The following is a 12,842-nucleotide window of genomic DNA, read 5'->3' as shown; positions in this document are numbered from 1 at the left end:
AATGAGTTAATATTCTTTTCCCCCTGAGTTCGAGAGAAAAAGATGAAAAATGTGTCAAGTTTGTCCAATCCCAATTATCTTACTGAATGGTTAAAGCGTTTGTCAATCGGTAGAACAACCTGTTCTGGCTGTAAGAAACACTGAAAAATCCTGAAAGAAAATCAGAAAATCTTTCAAACCCTTATAAACCGTACAGTTTAACTGTACGCTCTACTGTCTATACTAGAAGTTGAAGTGTTGAATTATTTTTTGAACTTTCTGTGAAAAGTCTCAGGACGTTCGCTTTTTTTACCGAAATAGTGCAAAATCGCACTGACAATACGCTCTGAAGCATGTCCATCACCGTAAGGATTAGCTGCTTCACTCATCGAAGCGTACAGTTCTGAATCAGTCAATAATGCTTTTGTTCTTGCATATACATTTTCCTCATCTGTACCAACTAGCTCCAGTGTTCCTGCCTCAATCCCTTCTGGTCTTTCCGTTGTATCACGAAGAACAAGAACAGGTACTCCGAAGGAAGGAGCCTCTTCCTGCATTCCACCGGAATCCGTTAGGATCAGATGCGTGTGTGGATATATGTTATGGAAATCTACCACGTCAAGTGGATCAATCAGCTTAATGCGCGGATGGTTTCCTAGCAGCTCATAAGCTGGTTCTTTAACGGCTGGGCTTGGATGTACTGGATAAACAATTGCAATATCCTCGAATTCATCCGCAATGCGTTTTACCGCCTTGAATATATTTCGATGCGGTTCACCTTGTGATTCTCTGCGATGCGCCGTCATCAAAATCAATCTTTTTCCTTTAGCAAACTCCAGCACAGGGTGGGTATAATCTTCGCGTACTGTATATTGAAACACATCTGTAACGGTGTTGCCTGTGACAAATACACTTGATTCTGATTTATTTTCTCGTAGTAAATTGCTTCCGGACATATCTGTTGGAGCAAAGTGTAAATCTGCCAAAACTCCTGTCAGTTGTCTGTTCATTTCTTCTGGGTATGGAGAGAGTTTATTCCAGGTACGGAGCCCCGCTTCCACATGACCTACCTTGATCTGCTGTAAGAAGGCAGCATAACTTGCCAGGAACGTTGTCAGGGTATCTCCATGAACCAGAACGATGTCAGGCTTCGCTTCCCGCAGAACGGGTTCCAGTCCTTCCAGTACACGAACGGTAACTTCATTCAGAGTTTGACGCTCTTTCATGACATCCAGATCGTAATCCGGTGTAATGTTAAAAACTTCAAGTACTTGGTCCAGCATCTGACGATGCTGGGCCGTTACACATACTATGGATTCGATTTCTTCGGAGTGACGTTCCAGCTCCAAAATGAGTGGAGCCATCTTGATTGCTTCAGGGCGCACTCCGAATACCGTCATCACTTTAATTTTAGACATTGCCAAGAGCCCCTTTTATACCAATTTTGTTTATTTGGTGCCGTACAGTCTGTCTCCCGCATCTCCAAGACCCGGAATGATGTAACCATGCTCATCAAGACGCTCGTCCATTGCCGCAACATAAATGTCTACGTCAGGATGTGCCTCTTGAACTGCTTTCACACCTTCTGGCGCAGCAATCAGGTTCATCATTTTAATCTGAGTACAGCCGCGTTTCTTAAGTACATTGATCGCTTCAATAGCAGATCCGCCCGTTGCGAGCATCGGGTCAATTACGATGAGCTCACGCTCTGTTACATCGGTTGGAAGCTTCGTATAGTATTCAACAGGCTGCAATGTTTCAGGATCACGGAAAAGTCCTACGTGTCCTACTTTTGCTGCCGGAATGAGTTTCACTACGCCATCAAGCATACCCAGTCCTGCACGAAGAATCGGAATAAGTCCGAGCATACGGCCCGAAATCACTTTTCCTTCTGTCTCTGCAACAGGAGTTTGTACTGTTATTGTTTCGAGTGGAATATCACGTGTAATTTCGTAAGCCATTAAAGTTGCTACTTCATCTACAAGTTCGCGAAAATCCTTTGTGTTCGTGCGCATGTCACGAATAATTGTCAATTTGTGTTGAATCAACGGGTGATCACATACCACCAATTTTCCCATTGTTTGTCCCTCCGGTAGTTTCATCTTCCATTATCAACTCCGGGCAGTTCCTGCTCACAGAAACAAAACCTGTCGATAAATCCTGTATATTATATCATTCCCTATCCGCAAATTACACTATAAACCGTGACAGCTTCCGGACATCAATCAAAAAAGACCGAAACTACATAAAGCAGCTTCGGTCTACTTGAAATAAATAGCTTGCGAAAGCTATTTATTAGTATGGGTAATCATACTCGATTTTAGTACTTCAAATCAGGATAAAGTGGGAATTTATCTGTAAGCTCTGTAACTTGACGTTTTGCTTCTTCAAGAACAGCCGCATCTTTCGTGTTTTTCAGTGTCTTAGCGATGATCTTACCAATCTCGACCATAGCCGCTTCATCCATACCGCGGGAAGTAGCTGCAGGTGTACCGATACGAATACCGCTCGTTACAAAAGGACTGGTAGGATCAAATGGAATTGCATTTTTGTTTACTGTGATCCCGATGGAATCAAGGACATGTTCTGCCTCTTTTCCCGTAATGTTTACACTACGTGTATCAATAAGCATCAAGTGGTTATCTGTTCCGCCAGATATGATATTGAGACCTTCAGCGATCAGCGTTTCTGCTAATACTTGCGCATTTTTCACGACGTTCTCGGCATAAGTTTTGAATGATGGTTGTAATGCCTCACCCAAAGCTACTGCTTTTGCCGCGATCACATGCATCAAAGGACCGCCTTGTGAACCAGGGAATACTGCTTTATCAATCGCTGCTGCCCATGCTTTTGTGGTCATAATCATACCACCACGTGGTCCGCGAAGCGTTTTGTGTGTTGTTGTAGTAACAAAGTGTGCATGAGGAACAGGACTTGGATGAAGGCCAGCAGCTACTAGACCCGCGATGTGAGCCATATCTACCATGAACAACGCACCAACATCATGTGCAATTTTAGCAATCGCTTCAAAATCAATCGTACGCGGGTAAGCACTCGCACCTGCTACAATCATTTTAGGGCGATGTTTAAATGCTGCTTTACGGAGATCATCATAATCAATACGGAACGTATCTTCTTGTACACCGTAAGAAACAAAGTTGTACAAAAGACCGGAAGCATTCACCGGGCTGCCGTGCGTTAAATGACCGCCATGTGCAAGGTTCATACCAAGAACAGTATCGCCTGGTTTTAGCGCTGCAAGATAAACCGCCATGTTTGCTTGTGCACCAGAGTGAGGCTGAACATTCACGTGTTCTGCTCCGAACAATTCTTTTGCACGATCACGAGCGATATCTTCTACGATATCCACATGTTCACAACCGCCATAATAGCGTTTGCCTGGGTATCCTTCTGCATATTTGTTCGTCAGAACAGAACCCATAGCTTCGATAACCGCTTCAGATACGATATTCTCGGATGCAATTAATTCGATGTTATTTTGCTGACGTTTCAGTTCCAAATTCATAGCTTCCAGTACTGCAGGGTCACTTTTACGCAATTGTTCCATAATGATAATTCCTCCTAAGTAATAATATAATATAAAAAAAGTTAATCACAGTTTGAGGTATTACTTGATGTCTCCATCTGATACACTGCGCGCTGACCCCCGATAAGTTTCGGTCTTGTTATCGCTGTTGTCACACGAGCCTCGCCAATATACCGTCTTTTTGTACGATAGGGTACGGCCACTCTGCGAAGATGCATTCCTATGAGCGTCTCTCCAATATCCATCCCTGCATGAGCTTCGACCGTCTCCGCGAGGCAAGGCTCTGCCAAAGAACGATAAGCTGCTGCTGCCATAGAGCCGCCGGCTGTTGGAATCGGTACTGCAGAAACCTCGGTAAGACCTAAGCGTTCGAGTAAATGCCTTTCCATTACGAGTGCCCGGTTAAGGTGCTCACAACATTGAAATACAACTTCAAAACCAAAAGATTCCTTTATCTCGTTGATCCCATTAAGCAAGGACTGGGCAATTTCTAAAGCACCGCCTGTACCAATATGTTTGCCAGCTACTTCGCTTGTGCTCGTTCCGACAACAACGACTTTTCCAGGACCTAAATCCCCAGCTTCAGCAAGTTCTCTTAGAATCTCTGCAGTATGCTGGACAAGCTCATGCCATTCTGAAGCAGACTTATGTTGTTCCATTGCCTTCCATCCTTCCCTTCTATGACGAGCATAACCAAAAGGTAAGGGCATAACTCAAGTGAACAAACACTAATGATGTGTTCGCCTCGCCCTTTTTTCATTTATTATAGCGAAAAAAATGACGAAAGACGAAAAAAGAGCAGTCTGTACGTAAAGATACGCACAGAAATGCTCTTTTGCCCAGGCGACCGGCCGATATTTCCAGTGCTCCATCGTGGTTTAATCCACACTTGTCGCCAGTTACACTGGAATCTATTCTTACATTCCATCTCATCATAGAGCATCAGATGGCAGAAATCAACCATTTATGATTGCTTACTGTAAAAAATTTATATATTGTACATCACAGCTTATCCAGAAGTCGCTCTACTGCTAAACGAATTTCTGCCGCTGTAACATCATAATCTTCCTTACTGCCGCCAAACGGATCAGATATATCAAAACTTGGGATACGCTGTTGTATCTCAATCATACGCTGACGTTCGGATGCTTCAATCTCATGACCAAGTGAAAGTTTCATTTCGAGCTCTGCATATAGACGATCTCGCTCTTTAAGATCCTCCAGGATTTGTACATCATCCTCCGTATATTCCTTCAGCGTGTAGATTCGGTCGGCTGCATTTGGGAAGAAGTGAAGCACATGCTGCTTATGAGAACCGGTTAACGTCAAAATAAGATCAGCCCACTCTACGTGTTCCGAGGTAAGTGAGGAAGATGTAATCGAGTCGTGAATGTTGTGATCCTGAAGCACCGCTCTTGCATGACGAGAAATCATACTCCCATCTGTTGCTGCAACACCGGCAGATCGAACTTTCAGATCAACTCCTCGTTCTGCTGCAGCTTTTCGGAGTAACCCTTCTGCCATCGGACTTCTACATGTATTGCCTGTACAAACAAATAAAATATGTTTCATATTCTTCACCTCCATCAGGGCCTATAAAGCCTATATCAATCTTTCCCCATCCGCAGGAGATCATTTCTATTGTAAATTGCTTTGACCTAATACGCAAAATCATTCAGCAAACTGCCTTATGTCAGAGAATAAACAAGAGACCAAATGCAAGCAAAATCGCGCCCCCTACTGCCTCTCCATATTCACCCATATTGCGATTTACCCTTCTGCCAATTAATAGCCCTACAACCGACATTAGAAATCCACACAGCCCAAAAGCAAATAACGTGAGCCATAAGTCAGTGCGGAACATGCCAAGAGTCACCCCAACGGAAAAGGAGTCAATACTCACACTAAAGGCAAACATCAGTGTACCCGTAAACGTACGGTGATCCATGAAACTAGTCTCTCCCGAACGAAACGCATTAAAAATCATATGAGCTCCCAGCAGAAGCAACAGTCCCCCGGCTACATATGAGGTAACTTGTCCAAGCAGCGAACTAAAATACTCACCTGCATAAAATCCCACGAGCGGCATGAGGACATGAAATATTGCAATTAAAATACTCAGACGGAGTACATGCAATAATCGAATACCCTTCATACCAATCCCTATTCCTAGAGAAAATGCATCCAAACCCAGTGCCACCGCCATTATTAAAATGGTAATAAGCTGGCCCCAATGCGCAGAAGCCTCCAGCATTGTTCATACCCCCATGTACAAAGCATTCTTGTACACCATATGCGGACAAGAATAGAAACATGACGAGTACGTTTATTCAGCTACATGGATGATCTGATGACCGGCTGCTTTCAGTAAGCGATTCATAATGGCATCCCCCAGGCCATCCCGAGGGCACGCCTCGGCGTAAAGTACCGAGGCACCGATCTCGTCACAGCTGCGCAGTGCAGCGTACAGACGGTGAGCTGCTTCGGCAAGCCGCTCTAGGCTGCCGAGAGAATAGACAGCGTCTGCGCGGTACAGATGCAGGTGCTCGCTGAAGGCAAGCACCGCAGTTCGTTCGCCGCGCGCAGTCGCTGCTAAGAGCGCACCATTCACATATGCGGCTACCGCATCAGGTGCGCCTTGCACGACTCTAAGCTCCCCTTTAGGAGCATAGTGCGTGTACTTCATCCCTGGCGAGCGAGGGGCAGGAGAGGAAGCATCTGCCTTGATTGGATCTACAGTGAGGCCAGGATCAAGGTATACCTCGGCAGCTACCTCGGCAAGTTGTTCCGCTGTGATGCCGCCAGGTCTAAGAATCGTGACTGTCCCATCATCATGAGCCTCTACCACGGTAGATTCCACCCCTACTCCTGTAGGTCCGCCATCTACAATTCCCGCAATTCGGCCCATAAGATCCTCTCGTACATGTGAAGCTGTCGTCGGACTAGGACGTCCTGAACGATTTGCACTTGGTGCAGCAATCGGGCAATCGGCAGCGGCAATCAGTTCAAGTGCAACCGGATGATCCGGCATACGTACCCCCACCGTACTTAGCCCTGCTGAAACTTTCTCCGACAAGCTTTTTTGTTTTAGCGGAAGGATTAAAGTAAGGGGCCCGGGCCAAAATGTATCCATTAACCTGCTCGACAATTCATTAACCGGTTCTGTAAATCCGCCCAGCTGCGCTCTATTAGCGACATGAACGATAAGCGGGTTATCAGAAGGTCGTCCTTTTGCAGCAAATACAGACTCAACAGCTACCGTATTTCTGGCATCTGCACCAAGTCCATATACGGTTTCTGTGGGAAACGCAACAATGGAACCGTCTTGAAGCAAGGCTGCCGCTTCCTTCAAGTGTTCCATTGTCTGCTCTTTATCGATATCCCCTGTCACATCCCAGATGTGCGTCACCATGTCCGGTCTCATCTCCGCCATGGAGTGCGCTGTACTCTCTACCACATTCTTTTCATCACACATGTTATTATCATCCAGTCTCATATATTAATTATCGTACATTATATCACAATTCATGCGCTCTTCGGGCTGAGAGTATATCCTTCAATTATGCCACTATACTCCCTACAAAATCCCAAGCCTTTACCAACATATCCCATAGGAAAAATCGGACTTGAGGCTCAGCAGTGCCCTCATTTTCTGATACCTGCCCTGTTTGTTCATTACTCACGGTCACATTCTTCTCCGCTACATCTCCATTTTTACCACCAACAAAACATAGAGGAGGGAATAACACGCACCACCAGTTCTGTCCTTCCCCTTTACCAAGGGTAACTCGAACTGCTTCATAATCTCCTGCAGGATAGATCAGTTTACCGTACATTTTTGTTGGAAAAGGTACTGTCGCAAGCTCTACATTATATTCATAAGTCAGCCCGCGGCTTTTGAGTTCCTGTCCTACAAGTTCGTTTAACTCTGGTAAATGTCCGCGAACCATGGTTCTAGCTTCTTCTAAATTATGCGGGTCAGCGAGTGCCGGCACCCACTCATTCATTTGCTCAACCACTGCATCACGAATCTCTCTTTTGACCAACTGGTCGTGAGGCATATCCGAATTTGCCAGAATACGTAACCGGATCGAATCATGCGGAATGACAGCTTGATGTATGGCTGCATCTGATTTCTGACCTTCCCAGCTCATCATAACAATCATCATACACACCACAATCATGAAAAACTGCTTTATACTCTTCCGCATGTTCTTCTCCCCCTCGAACTCTTCATGTCTATCAGTATGTCCGCGAGTTGGTAGAGTTAAACCTATCAAACTTATTTTTATTAAAAAGAACTCATAGATTCATAGAATGAGATGAGCTTACCCTGTACAAAAAGAAGCATCCTCACGATCCTTCTTTAAAAGGATACCCGTGATGATGCTTCTTTTTATAGATGTAACATATAGGTTATTGAATTATTTAATTAAGATTATTTAATTAAGATTGAGTCTACGCCTTGGCTTGTTTACGACCAAACACGCGTTTCTTGTTCTGACCGTTTGCCCCTGGAGCAAGAATATCATCATCGACTTCTTGTCCATGCACTTTGATGCTCATAATGAGTCCGATACTCGCCATATTAATGAGCAGTGACGTACCCCCGTAACTGATAAACGGCAGTGTAATCCCGGTCAGCGGCATAAGTCCAATAAAGGCTCCAATATTCTCAAATACTTGGTACAAATACATCGCGACAATTCCGACGATAATATAGGGTCCTGATCGCTCCTTCGTTTCCAGTGCAATCAGGATCATCCTATGTATCAGTATGAAATATAACAGCAAGACGACCGAAGAACCTACGAACCCAAACTCTTCTGCAATCAGTACAAAGATGGAGTCAGAGTAGGTGTATGGAACACGACCAGATTGAACGGAAGTCCCCTGCATAAATCCTTTACCTGTAATTCCGCCTGAACCAATCGCAAGTTTAGCATTATCTGTATGCCAGGAAGCTTTGGCTGTAGCCTTTTCGGGCACGAGCCATGGATCAAACCGCTCTGCCCAGTGGGCGCGACCGAGCTTATCCAAATAATCATAAATGTTATCATGATATACCTTATAAAGTTTGATCCCGCCGCCCACGAGTACGGCAATAATGACAAATCCGATTAAGGCATGGGATGCTTTAATATTCCCGATCCAGAGCAGTCCGATCAAAATCACGACATAAGCCATCGCATTACCAAGGTCATTCTGAAGCATAACAAGACCAAATGGAACAAAGGTCATCAGTCCAATCGGAACTACATCTCTCCAGAACTCTAGCTTAGCCTTGCCTCTTTTGATGAGCACCGAAGCAAGGAAAATAACCAAGATCAGCTTAAACAACTCAGCAGGTTGAATAGAAATCGGACCAAGATTAATCCATCCTGTTGCATTATTCAGTTTTCCTCCGAAGAAATTAGCAGCCAACAGAATAAGCAGCCCGAAGAAATAAATATAAAGCGCATATTTGACGAGCAATCTGTAATCGACCAGTGTTATAGCAAACACAGCGCCAAATCCAAGGATATAAAAGGCAAGCATCTTAATATGATGTCCTTCGAGTTTTGCATCACCATGGGTAGCGCTATACAGACATACAATACTGATAATCATCAACATAAAGATGATCATTAGTACTGGCACATCCATTTTCTTAAACTTTTGCAGCATGAACCGTCCCCCTAAAGGCGAGACTGGGCATTAATCTAACCAGCCTTACATAATAATTAGCTTTGTAACACAAAAGGGAGGTTTATAACCCCTATGTTTCCAACGATCTATACTGATATGAAACGACACTATCCTCTATTGTAAAGGATGAAATCGTAAAAAGAAAATGTTCGGCAGCTTACAATTTCGTCACTTTTGTATAAATTCCAATGACATGTCTTTCGATGCCCGCTAGATCGGACACGATCTCGATTTGATCCCAGTAACCAGCCTGCCTTAACAGCTCTGCCACATCCTGTGCCTGTCCCTCTCCGAGCTCAAACCCCACCAAGGCAGGAGGCGCAGCAAGTAGGTCAAGCTGCGCCATCATGATCCGGTACGGAGCCAGCCCGTCCGGTCCTCCGTCAAGAGCTGTGCGCGGTTCATGCTCACGCACTTCGCGCTGCAATCCGGCGATATCTCCCGCCGGGATATAAGGCGGGTTCGACACCAAGATATCGAACCGCTCTCCCGCGAAGGGCACAAGTAAGTCGCCCTCACGAAATGACACGGCTGCGCCGTTTGCCGCTGCGTTCTTCGCGGCAACTTCCAGCGCATCTGCGCTGATGTCACTGGCTGCGACGTCCCAGCGCGGACGCTCGGTTTTCAGCGTCACCGCAATCGCGCCGCTGCCTGTACCGATATCAATGACCCGCGGTGTTCCGCTTGGCCACAGTACATCACCATGCTTCATAATCGCCTCGACCAGCAGTTCCGTCTCGGGTCTTGGAATCAGCACGGCTGGGGTTACTTCAAACGGCAGTCCATAGAACTCCTGCTGCCCAATAATATATTGAACCGGTTCTCCGCGGCCTTTCCGATTCACAGCATCCGTGAAAGCTGTGATCCGCTGCGCCGGAAATGGTTCCGGCTGTGCCATATAATAAGCAGCTCCTTCGAGGTCAAGCACATGCATCAGCAGAAGCCGTGCATTGTTTTGCGGCTCCATTACACCGCAATCCTCTAAAAAAGAGGAAGCCTTCACAAAGGCTTCCCGATTACTGCTTCCCTGCGGTAAGCTAAATTCTTGCCGCATCAAGCATTATTCCCCTTTTTCCATTAGTTCTGCTTGTTGTGCAACAGTGAGAGCAGACAGAATGTCTTCGATATCACCGTTCATCACCTGATCGAGTCTATGCACGGTTAAACCGATGCGGTGATCTGTTACACGGCTTTGCGGGAAATTATACGTACGAATCCGCTCACTGCGGTCTCCTGTTCCCACTTTACTCTTCCGTTCGCCGGAAATTTTTGCTTCTTCTTCTTGACGGATCATATCAAAAATACGTGTACGAAGAACTTGCAATGCCTTTTCCTTATTCGAGTTCTGGGATTTGCCGTCCTGACAAGTTGCTACGATCCCCGTAGGAACGTGAGTTACACGAACTGCTGATTTGGTCGTATTTACGGACTGTCCGCCAGCACCACTGGAGCAGAATGTATCTACACGAATATCTTTATCATGAATAACGATGTCCAGATCTTCTGCTTCCGGCATCACCGCTACTGTAGAAGTAGAGGTGTGAATCCGTCCGCCGGATTCGGTTGCAGGGATACGCTGAACACGGTGGGCACCACTCTCATATTTCATTTTGCTGTATGCACCGCGTCCGTTGATCATGAAGATTACCTCTTTGAATCCACCGAGGTCATTCTCATTGACGTCCATCAGTTCTACTTTCCAGCCCTGAGATTCCGCATAACGTGTATACATCCGGTACAAATCCGCTGCAAACAAGGCCGCTTCATCTCCGCCAGCCGCGCCGCGAATCTCGATAATTACGTTCTTATCATCATTCGGGTCTTTTGGCAGCAGAAGAATATGAATCTTATCTTCCAGCTCTTTCTGACGCGTGCTCAGTTCATCAATTTCCATTTTGACCATTTCACGCATTTCATCGTCCAGTTTCTCTGCTTGCATCTGCTTAGCCGCTTCTAGCTCTTCCATTACGGTCTTGTATTCCATGTAAGCTTCATAAGCCGGCTGCAGATCGGACTGCTCTTTAGAGTAGTCTCTCAGCTTCTTATTATCACTAACTACATCCGGGTCACACAAAAGTTCGCTCAGTTTCTCATAACGATCAACCAATGCTTGTAAACGATCCAGCATAAGTAAAATCACCTCTCCATATTCAATGTTTGTCTATATATGATGAAAGCTTCCAACTGTTGAAATTAATATTGATTGTGCCTGCAAGCATCTGGTGCCCGCCTGACAGCTTCTTATCCATCCGTGTTATTGATGATTTGTATCGCTACAATGTCATCCATCCTTTTAGTATAAAATAAACACCTGTTGCCGCGTACTCTGGCGACTCTTTATTATATCATACGGCAAAGCCCTTGAGAAGATACGGACTGGCGCCCAGTATCATACATAGCTTTCGATGCCAATTCATAAAGAAAGCCCCAGGCTCATCCCATGGGGAGGAGTCTGAGGCTTTCTTGCCAGAAGCTATTTTATACATTAAAACGGAAGTGCATTACGTCGCCGTCTTGCACCAAATATTCTTTACCTTCAAGTCGAAGTTGGCCGCGTTCTTTGGCCCCGTTCATTGAACCTGCAGCAACAAGATCATCGTAAGACACCACTTCTGCACGAATAAATCCACGTTCAAAGTCAGTATGGATCACGCCTGCAGCACCTGGTGCTTTTGTTCCTTTACGAATGGTCCATGCACGAACTTCTTGTACACCTGCTGTGAAATAAGTGTACAGACCAAGCAAACGGTAAGCTGCTTTAATCAGACGGTTTAGACCAGACTCTGCAAGTCCCAGCTCTTCAAGGAACATAGCTTTGTCTTCTCCTTCAAGCTCAGCGATCTCTGACTCTACCTTCGCACTGATTGGAACTACTTCTGCATTCTCATCTGCTGCAAATTCTTTCACTTTTAGTACATAAGGATTGCTGTCTGCCGAAGAAACTTCTTCTTCGCTTACGTTCGCCGCATAAAGAACTGGCTTCATTGTCAACAAGTGAAGATCACGAACAATCAACTGCTCATCATCTGTCAGTTCTATACTGCGAGCTGGCTTGTCATCATAAAGTACGGCTTTCACTTTTTCAAGAACTTCCACTTCTTGAGCAGTCTGCTTGTTGCCGCCCTTCATATTCTTACGCGCACGATCAATACGTTTCTCAACCGTTTCAATGTCAGCGAGAATCAGTTCCAGGTTAATCGTCTGGATGTCGGAGATTGGGTCCACTTTGCCATCCACATGGGTTACGTTCTCATCTTCAAAACAACGAACCACATGCACAATCGCATCTACTTCACGAATATGAGCAAGGAATTTGTTACCTAGCCCTTCCCCTTTACTTGCACCACGCACGAGTCCTGCGATATCTACAAATTCAAAAGCAGTGGGTACTGTTTTTTTCGGTACAACGAGTTCTGTCAATTTATCAAGACGCTCATCCGGAACTTCAACGATCCCCACGTTCGGATCAATCGTACAGAATGGGTAGTTGGCACTTTCTGCGCCTGCTTGTGTAATTGCATTAAAAAGGGTTGATTTCCCTACGTTCGGTAACCCTACAATCCCTGCTTTCAAAGCCATTTATATAAACACTCCTCAAATGTATTTGGTGTATATTACGATTTCCATC

Annotated in this window: 12 protein-coding genes and 1 riboswitch; all 12 genes read right to left on the bottom strand. The window is 45.3% G+C overall.

The features are described 5' to 3' along the window. Positions 1–242: 242 nt before the first annotated feature. Positions 243–1,397: a non-hydrolyzing UDP-N-acetylglucosamine 2-epimerase gene (wecB, locus tag ACWPWY_RS20830; RefSeq protein WP_454193504.1), complete on the bottom strand. Its 1,155-nt coding sequence runs from the start codon at positions 1,395–1,397 to the stop codon at positions 243–245. A 30-nt stretch (positions 1,398–1,427) separates the two neighbouring features. Then, positions 1,428–2,057 carry a uracil phosphoribosyltransferase gene (gene upp, locus ACWPWY_RS20825; protein ID WP_160032709.1) on the bottom strand — a complete coding sequence of 210 codons (630 nt, stop codon included), beginning with the start codon at positions 2,055–2,057 and terminating at the stop codon, positions 1,428–1,430. A 242-nt stretch (positions 2,058–2,299) separates the two neighbouring features. Then, positions 2,300–3,550 carry a serine hydroxymethyltransferase gene (locus ACWPWY_RS20820; protein WP_454193908.1) on the bottom strand — a complete coding sequence of 417 codons (1,251 nt, stop codon included), beginning with the start codon at positions 3,548–3,550 and terminating at the stop codon, positions 2,300–2,302. 38 nt (positions 3,551–3,588) lie between these two features. Continuing rightward, positions 3,589–4,185 (bottom strand): TIGR01440 family protein, encoded by a 597-nt coding sequence (locus ACWPWY_RS20815; RefSeq protein WP_454193503.1) that lies wholly within the window; start codon positions 4,183–4,185, stop codon positions 3,589–3,591. Between the two features lie 171 nt (positions 4,186–4,356). After that, a riboswitch (ZMP/ZTP riboswitch) is annotated at positions 4,357–4,439 on the bottom strand. Positions 4,440–4,528: 89 nt separating this feature from the next. After that, positions 4,529–5,098 carry a low molecular weight protein arginine phosphatase gene (locus tag ACWPWY_RS20810; protein WP_454193502.1) on the bottom strand — a complete coding sequence of 190 codons (570 nt, stop codon included), beginning with the start codon at positions 5,096–5,098 and terminating at the stop codon, positions 4,529–4,531. A 121-nt stretch (positions 5,099–5,219) separates the two neighbouring features. After that, positions 5,220–5,780 (bottom strand): manganese efflux pump MntP, encoded by a 561-nt coding sequence (locus ACWPWY_RS20805; RefSeq protein WP_454193501.1) that lies wholly within the window; start codon positions 5,778–5,780, stop codon positions 5,220–5,222. Between the two features lie 72 nt (positions 5,781–5,852). Beyond that, the gene (locus ACWPWY_RS20800) at positions 5,853–7,001 is read right to left on the bottom strand and encodes an L-threonylcarbamoyladenylate synthase (RefSeq protein ID WP_454193500.1); all 1,149 of its coding nucleotides are present in this window, start codon (positions 6,999–7,001) and stop codon (positions 5,853–5,855) included. Between the two features lie 85 nt (positions 7,002–7,086). Beyond that, a complete protein-coding gene (spoIIR, locus tag ACWPWY_RS20795; protein WP_454193499.1) occupies positions 7,087–7,737 on the bottom strand; it encodes a stage II sporulation protein R in 651 nt (216 codons plus the stop codon). Between the two features lie 247 nt (positions 7,738–7,984). Next, positions 7,985–9,193, bottom strand: a complete 1,209-nt coding sequence (locus ACWPWY_RS20790; RefSeq protein WP_454193498.1) for an FtsW/RodA/SpoVE family cell cycle protein — start codon at positions 9,191–9,193, stop codon at positions 7,985–7,987. Positions 9,194–9,371: 178 nt separating this feature from the next. Then, positions 9,372–10,268 carry a peptide chain release factor N(5)-glutamine methyltransferase gene (gene prmC / locus ACWPWY_RS20785; RefSeq protein WP_454193907.1) on the bottom strand — a complete coding sequence of 299 codons (897 nt, stop codon included), beginning with the start codon at positions 10,266–10,268 and terminating at the stop codon, positions 9,372–9,374. Positions 10,269–10,274: 6 nt separating this feature from the next. After that, a complete protein-coding gene (gene prfA, locus ACWPWY_RS20780) occupies positions 10,275–11,342 on the bottom strand; it encodes a peptide chain release factor 1 (RefSeq protein WP_454193497.1) in 1,068 nt (355 codons plus the stop codon). A gap of 350 nt (positions 11,343–11,692) precedes the next feature. After that, positions 11,693–12,793 carry a redox-regulated ATPase YchF gene (gene ychF, locus ACWPWY_RS20775; RefSeq protein ID WP_454193496.1) on the bottom strand — a complete coding sequence of 367 codons (1,101 nt, stop codon included), beginning with the start codon at positions 12,791–12,793 and terminating at the stop codon, positions 11,693–11,695. Positions 12,794–12,842: the final 49 nt, after the last annotated feature.

It is taken from the genome of Paenibacillus sp. Marseille-Q7038 (assembly GCF_965111595.1).
This window is presented reverse-complemented; position numbering and strand designations above follow the sequence as displayed.

Bases quoted from the DNA above. Each gene is read 5' to 3' on its own strand.
- prfA (WP_454193497.1), bottom strand. From the start codon at position 11,342: ATGCTGGATCGTTTACAAGCATTGGTTGATCGTTATGAGAAACTGAGC.
- ACWPWY_RS20815 (WP_454193503.1), bottom strand. From the start codon at position 4,185: ATGGAACAACATAAGTCTGCTTCAGAATGGCATGAGCTTGTCCAGCAT.
- ACWPWY_RS20805 (WP_454193501.1), bottom strand. From the start codon at position 5,780: ATGCTGGAGGCTTCTGCGCATTGGGGCCAGCTTATTACCATTTTAATA.
- ACWPWY_RS20800 (WP_454193500.1), bottom strand. From the start codon at position 7,001: ATGTGTGATGAAAAGAATGTGGTAGAGAGTACAGCGCACTCCATGGCG.
- ACWPWY_RS20810 (WP_454193502.1), bottom strand. From the start codon at position 5,098: ATGAAACATATTTTATTTGTTTGTACAGGCAATACATGTAGAAGTCCG.
- spoIIR (WP_454193499.1), bottom strand. From the start codon at position 7,737: ATGCGGAAGAGTATAAAGCAGTTTTTCATGATTGTGGTGTGTATGATG.
- wecB (WP_454193504.1), bottom strand. From the start codon at position 1,397: ATGTCTAAAATTAAAGTGATGACGGTATTCGGAGTGCGCCCTGAAGCA.
- prmC (WP_454193907.1), bottom strand. From the start codon at position 10,268: ATGCGGCAAGAATTTAGCTTACCGCAGGGAAGCAGTAATCGGGAAGCC.
- ychF (WP_454193496.1), bottom strand. From the start codon at position 12,793: ATGGCTTTGAAAGCAGGGATTGTAGGGTTACCGAACGTAGGGAAATCA.
- ACWPWY_RS20790 (WP_454193498.1), bottom strand. From the start codon at position 9,193: ATGCTGCAAAAGTTTAAGAAAATGGATGTGCCAGTACTAATGATCATC.
- upp (WP_160032709.1), bottom strand. From the start codon at position 2,057: ATGGGAAAATTGGTGGTATGTGATCACCCGTTGATTCAACACAAATTG.